The organism is Planktothrix sp. (assembly GCF_046067725.1).
Classification (GTDB): Bacteria; Cyanobacteriota; Cyanobacteriia; order Cyanobacteriales; family Microcoleaceae; genus Planktothrix.
In genome coordinates, this window is record NZ_JBJUDF010000360.1 from 1 (window position 1) to 5,768 (window position 5,768).

The following is a 5,768-nucleotide window of genomic DNA, read 5'->3' on the forward strand; positions in this document are numbered from 1 at the left end:
TAGCCCGGACTGCTGAAGACATTAAAAATAGTATGTACCTACAACTGACAGGAAAAGAAGTCGGTTTAGTGGGGTATTGGCGCTTAGGTGGTATCTCTGAAGGCAAAGTAGTTGACTTTTCTGTGAACGGCAATGACGGCACCGTTTATGGTGAACCTTATGTCAGTGCGGCAACTCTCAACCGCAAACTGGCCGGAGGAACCGCAGCAGTTAAATATACCAATCCTGAGCTATTTGCCGTCAGCGAACGGGCTACTTATGAGGAAAGTTTTGAGTTTAAAGTTAACTCAGCCAATCCGGTTAATTTAGCCTATTTAGACAATGCCGATGGTAAAAATATTGGCACCAAGATATTTACCCTATCCTATTGGGGAAAAACCAGCCGCAGCGCCGAAGAGAAAAAGACCATTTCTGCGGTGCAGAATAAGTTTGAAGACTTGGGCAATGGTTGGTATCGTGCTTCCTGCAATGTAACCATTCCCGATGAAGTGAGTCTGTTACGTTCCTTTGAAATTGCCAAAGTTCAAGGAGATTGGCAATCGCTGGAAATTCGCAAGCACCGCATCCGTTTGTTGTCCGATAGTATTACGGAGGCAAAATACACAGATGCTGTGACTTTGGCAACTTTGGTGGATGACCATGCCACCTTAGCAGCAAAGTTAAAAGCACTGGAGTTGAAAGAGAAACAGGAAGGAGTTTTACTCAAAGAAAAACGAGACTTAGAAGCAAAAATTGCCGCCTACAATGCCCAGGCTGAAACCAGAGCAGAGATTCAGAAATTAGAGAGTAAAATTCCAGCACTGATATGTGAAGAGGAAACCCTATTAGCTAAATATAACGCCGAGCTAAATAGTCCCTTTAATTACAATTGCCACATTATCAATCTGTCTTACCCGAATCACCGTTTAGCTCCATGTGGATTCAGTGATGGTCGTCACGGCATAGTATTACGATCTAATGGAGATGAAGACTATTACCACAAGTGGAAATTTGTCTCTTTGGGAGGTGATTCTTACCACATTATCAATCTGTCTTACCCGAATCATCGTTTAGCTCCATGTGGATTCAATGGTGGTAGTTACGGCATAGTATTACGATCTAATGGAGATGAAGACTATTACCACAGGTGGAAATTTGTCTCTTTGGGAGGTGATTCTTACCATATTATCAATTTAGCTTACCCGAATTATCGTTTGGCTCCATGTGGAATGAGTGGTAGTCGTTACAATATGGTATTACGACCCATAGGAGATGAAGATTATTACCACAAGTGGAAATTTGTCTCCCTCGGCGATCAGTCTAATAACAATGTACCGATCGCCTATAAATCCTGGCAAGCTAAATTAGAACAACTCAACCAAGCAAAAGAGCGATTAAAATTGCTTAATGCAGCATTAACTGCCACTCTTGCCGATAAAGCAGCTTGGGATGCGCGTTTGGCAGAAGTGATTGCTTTAATCACTGCGCTTCAAACAGAGTTAAATACCCTGAACACTGACTTCCTCAATGCTGTCAAAAACACTCAGGCAAAGCCACAAAAGATGCCCCAAGTTGCTAAAGATAGCAAGGGGTTAGTGACTCAAGGAGCGTTACTTGGTTTTGTGCAACCTGCCAGCCGTCTGAATGCCATTGAAACTTGTGAAGGCAATGTCCAATTGAGTTATTTGGACAGCGAAGGACGGATGCGACAAACGAACTATGATGCTACCGCGGACAGCAAAAATGCCGCTTTTGGACAGTGGATTCCTGATCCTCAACGTGCCTGTTTAAACTTTAGCAACAGCAATAGTGTCGCTACCTTACATCAAGCCTTGTATCTTCCAGATGACTGGAGTATTGAAGCTTGGTTCGTTTATCCATTACCAAAAACGGCAGAATGGAATACCTTAACCCGAGGAAAAGATGCGGATCATCACATTCTGGTCAGAAATCGTAAACAGTTAGGGATTTATCTGAACAATGATTCCTTGGGGCAATACTTTTACGATAGCGGTTTCAATATGGAGTTGTTAACCGAGGGATGGCATCATGTCGCTGCTGTCGGTCGCGGAAATACAACTCTGTTTTATATTGATGGCAAAAAAGTGGGTGATGTGAAAGCAAAAGCCCTAAAAGATGCCGAGGAGAATCTGACGAAAAACCCCAACGATGCCGCCGCTAAGAAAAAGGTTGAGGACATTAAGAAAGCTAGTCTGAAATCTCAGAGCGATGTTTATGCGATCGCAAACAATCATTTAGCTATTAATCAGTCTCTTGATTATTCAGTGATGAAGTTTGATGGCAGTAATGATTATATTGATGGTGCCACTGGCACTTTACCTGATTCCTACACCAAAGAAGCTTGGATTAAATGGGAGAAATCTTCGGGAGAATTTAACATTATCTCGGGTAATAGTAGTAGTCATGATTTATGGATAGAGGATCACAGGCTATGGGCAGGACATAAACATAATGGGAGTTGGTACAACGTTCAAGACACAACAACTTTACCTAAAAATACTTGGATTCATGTGGCTGTTACTTATGATAGTTCCACTCAAAGGATGGAACTATATAAGAATGGTCAACTCATTGCAAAATCAACGAATGTTCCTCGTCTTGCTACCTCTCATCCCCAGATTGTCATTGGAGCATATAATTACCAGGGTCTCTTCAAAGGGTCTATAGCCGAAGTCCGCATCTGGAACAAAGCTCGTACTCAAGCAGAAATTCAGGCGAATATGTCCCAACGCCTCAGTAGTAAAGAACCAAACTTAGTGGCTTACTATCCCCTCAATGAAATCAAACTGGAAGGTAAGACCCGAAAAGTATTAGATCTGGCTGGCGGTAATCATGGCACTGTGGTGGCAGGCAAGATCCTTAAGGATGAAACCCTACCTATTACCCCCAACTTCTGGCAGTTCGGTAAATTGGCAGAGGTGCGTATCTGGGGAGTTGCTCTCAGCGATGATGAAATTGCCGTCAACAGCAAAACCTTGCTTAGCGGTAACGAACCCGGTTTGTTGGCTTACTACCCCATGAGCGAAGCCACAGGAGTGGAAGTGCGCGACTATTCCGGTAATGGCAATAATGCCACGGTATCGGGGGCAAATTGGTGGGGTTGTACGGCACCTATTGGCAAAATTGGCAATCCCAGTAGTGTCGATGCCCTCGTCTCTGCTGAGTACAGCACCGTGACTCTGGAATCATCCACGAAAACCAAGGTTGCCATCATGCGGCGGTTCTTTGCTTATCCCACTAACAATGGAGTCACCCTGCTACCAGATAAGCGGATTGAAACCTTAGAACTGAAGTGGATTGGTAACGCCCAATTTGCTCCCACTTTGTTGGGGTATATTGAGGGTCCACCCCCCGTACCCAGCGAAAACCTAACCTTATCAGACGATTACAATGGTGCGACTTCTGTGGAATTAACCATGTCTGAAGATGTGGCATTTAGCTGGAACCGTTCTCAAGATACTGGGTTAGGAGCAACAATTGATACCTTTATTGGAGCAGGGGGAACAATGTCTTTCCTCACAGCACCTATGGGTGTGGGGACTTCTATCGACAGCAGTGCCAAAGTGGGTTTTAAAGGCAACTTTGACTTCAGCTACCAATTCCAAAATGAAAGTAACATTACTTCCAGTTCATCTCTGAGCATGACCGATAAACTGGAACTGCGGGGCACACCAGAAGAAACTATCAAGTTCCCTCATTTGGGGACACGATTTATTCCCAAGAATATTGGCTATGCGTTGGTTGTTTCAGCCTTGGCAGATGTGTTTGTCACCCGACTGGCCCGCAGTGGCAAAATGGTCGGCTACCAAGTGCAGCCGGTAGATGGCATCCCTCCAGATGTCAACACCATCACCTTTTTGATGAATCCTGCCTACACGATGAATGGTAGCTTGGATGGGATGACCGGCAGCAGTGCCACGAGCGATCGCTTCTTCAAGCACGTTCCCGAAATGCGTAGCCAATATGGTTCTCTCTATCCCGCTAGTTACTATCGCTTGAAAGAGGCGTATGACTTAAAACGCCAAATTGAAGCAGAAGATAAACGCCGAGAATCTTACTTTTCTAACTTTAATGTGCGTTTATTGGACGAAACCTCTTTGAACCGAAACATCGACAGTGGGGATGCACCAACCACCATTGGAGTACAACGGGAAGAAGACAAACCGAATACCCAAATGACTGACGAGGAGAAGAAAAAAGCCCAAGACCAAAAAGCCGAACAATTTCAAGCAGATGCTGCTGCTACTTCTGACAAGAGCAAGGCTATCGCTAAAGCTAAACAAGCGGAGATTCAAAGTAAAATTGCTGACCAAGACAAACGAGTGCAAGCCACAGAAAGTTTTGCAGGCTGGCAGAAACGGATGGAAAGTCTCCAAATTCGGGCTGGTAAGCGCAACATCGTCAATACCTATGTTTGGGACGCGGACGGTGGTCTGCGAACTGAAGCTCAAAGCTTTGCGAACACCGTAGAACATACCATTGGTGGCTCTTTTGCGATGAATGCCGGGTTGGGAGTTGACAGTTCATTCTCAGTATTGGGTATTGATGTAGAGCTCACTGCCCAGGCTACGGTTAACTTAACTCAAACCATGAGCAAAACTGAAGCTCGGAGTAAGGGTTTTCAGTTGAATGTAGGTCTGAGTGGTTTGGAGTATAAAGGCATCACCGATTACAACGATCGCCCGATTCTGCCCGGGGAAAAAGTAGATCGCTATCGCTTTATGAGTTTCTACCTGGAAGGCAGTACCGATCACTTCCACGACTTCTTTAACTATGTGGTCGATCCTGAATGGCTGCGTAGCAACGACGAAGAAGCTGTGGCCTTGCGTCAGGCCCAAGCAGGTAAGCCCAATAAAGCCTGGCGGGTACTGCACCGGGTTACTTATGTGGAACGTCCAGCCTTGATGGGCTTTGGTCGAGATGTGCGTAAATTGCGGGCGGCGGCGGTAGTCAGCGACAATCAAGCATTATTGGATAAGATTGCTAAATTGGAGGAGGAAAACCAAAAACTTGAGAAGAAACTGGATACTATCATCGGTTTGTTGAAAGGGCAGAAATAATTAGTAATTAGGGTCTGCTAAAGCAATCTCAAATTATGTGCCATGTTTTGAGCGGTAGGGGCAAATTGCATTACCCCTCTTCAAAAACCTGGCATTTTTATTGGCGATCGCAAAGCTCTTATGTAGAGTTTGCTTAATAAATCTAAAAACCTTGTTGGATAATATCTTTAGGCTTTTTTGATACTAAATCCGTTGATTATAGCCAACAAATCAGGATAGCCAAAAGGCAAACCCCCCCTGCCACCAGGAAAAACTTTTTCAGCATACCCTACTTAGGATAGGTAATTACTATCCTAGAAACTGTGGTAATTTAACCTTATTTTTCCTGTCTTTCTAAGGCTAATTGTACCAACTTATCGACCAATTGATCAAACTCTAAACCAGTGGCTTTCCAGAGTTGGGGATACATACTAAAGTTAGTAAACCCCGGCAGAGTATTAATTTCATTGATCAACACTTCCCCAGTCTTCTCCACATAGAAAAAATCCACCCGCGACAATCCCGCAGCATCCACAGCTTTAAATGCTTCTACAGCCATTTCTCGCACTTGATTAGCAATTTTATCGGGAATATTAGCGGGAATCACCATACTTGATCGCCCGTCAGTATATTTAGTTTCATAGTCATAAAAATCACTATCAAAAGTAATTTCTCCCACCAAAGAAGCTTGGGGATTATCATTACCTAAAACCGCACATTCGATCTCCC

General features: G+C 44.2%; 1 protein-coding gene and 1 pseudogene. One reads left to right on the forward strand and one right to left on the reverse strand.

The window, feature by feature from the left end; translation table 11 throughout:
- Positions 1-32: 32 nt before the first annotated feature.
- Positions 33-5,060, forward strand: a pseudogene (locus tag ACKPEB_RS22090) (LamG-like jellyroll fold domain-containing protein); the annotation flags it as partial.
- A gap of 316 nt (positions 5,061-5,376) precedes the next feature.
- Here the strand turns inward: ACKPEB_RS22090 and ACKPEB_RS22095 are convergent.
- Positions 5,377-5,768: ATP-grasp domain-containing protein (locus tag ACKPEB_RS22095; protein ID WP_408967175.1), on the reverse strand; the 392-nt coding region annotated here is incomplete at its 5' end.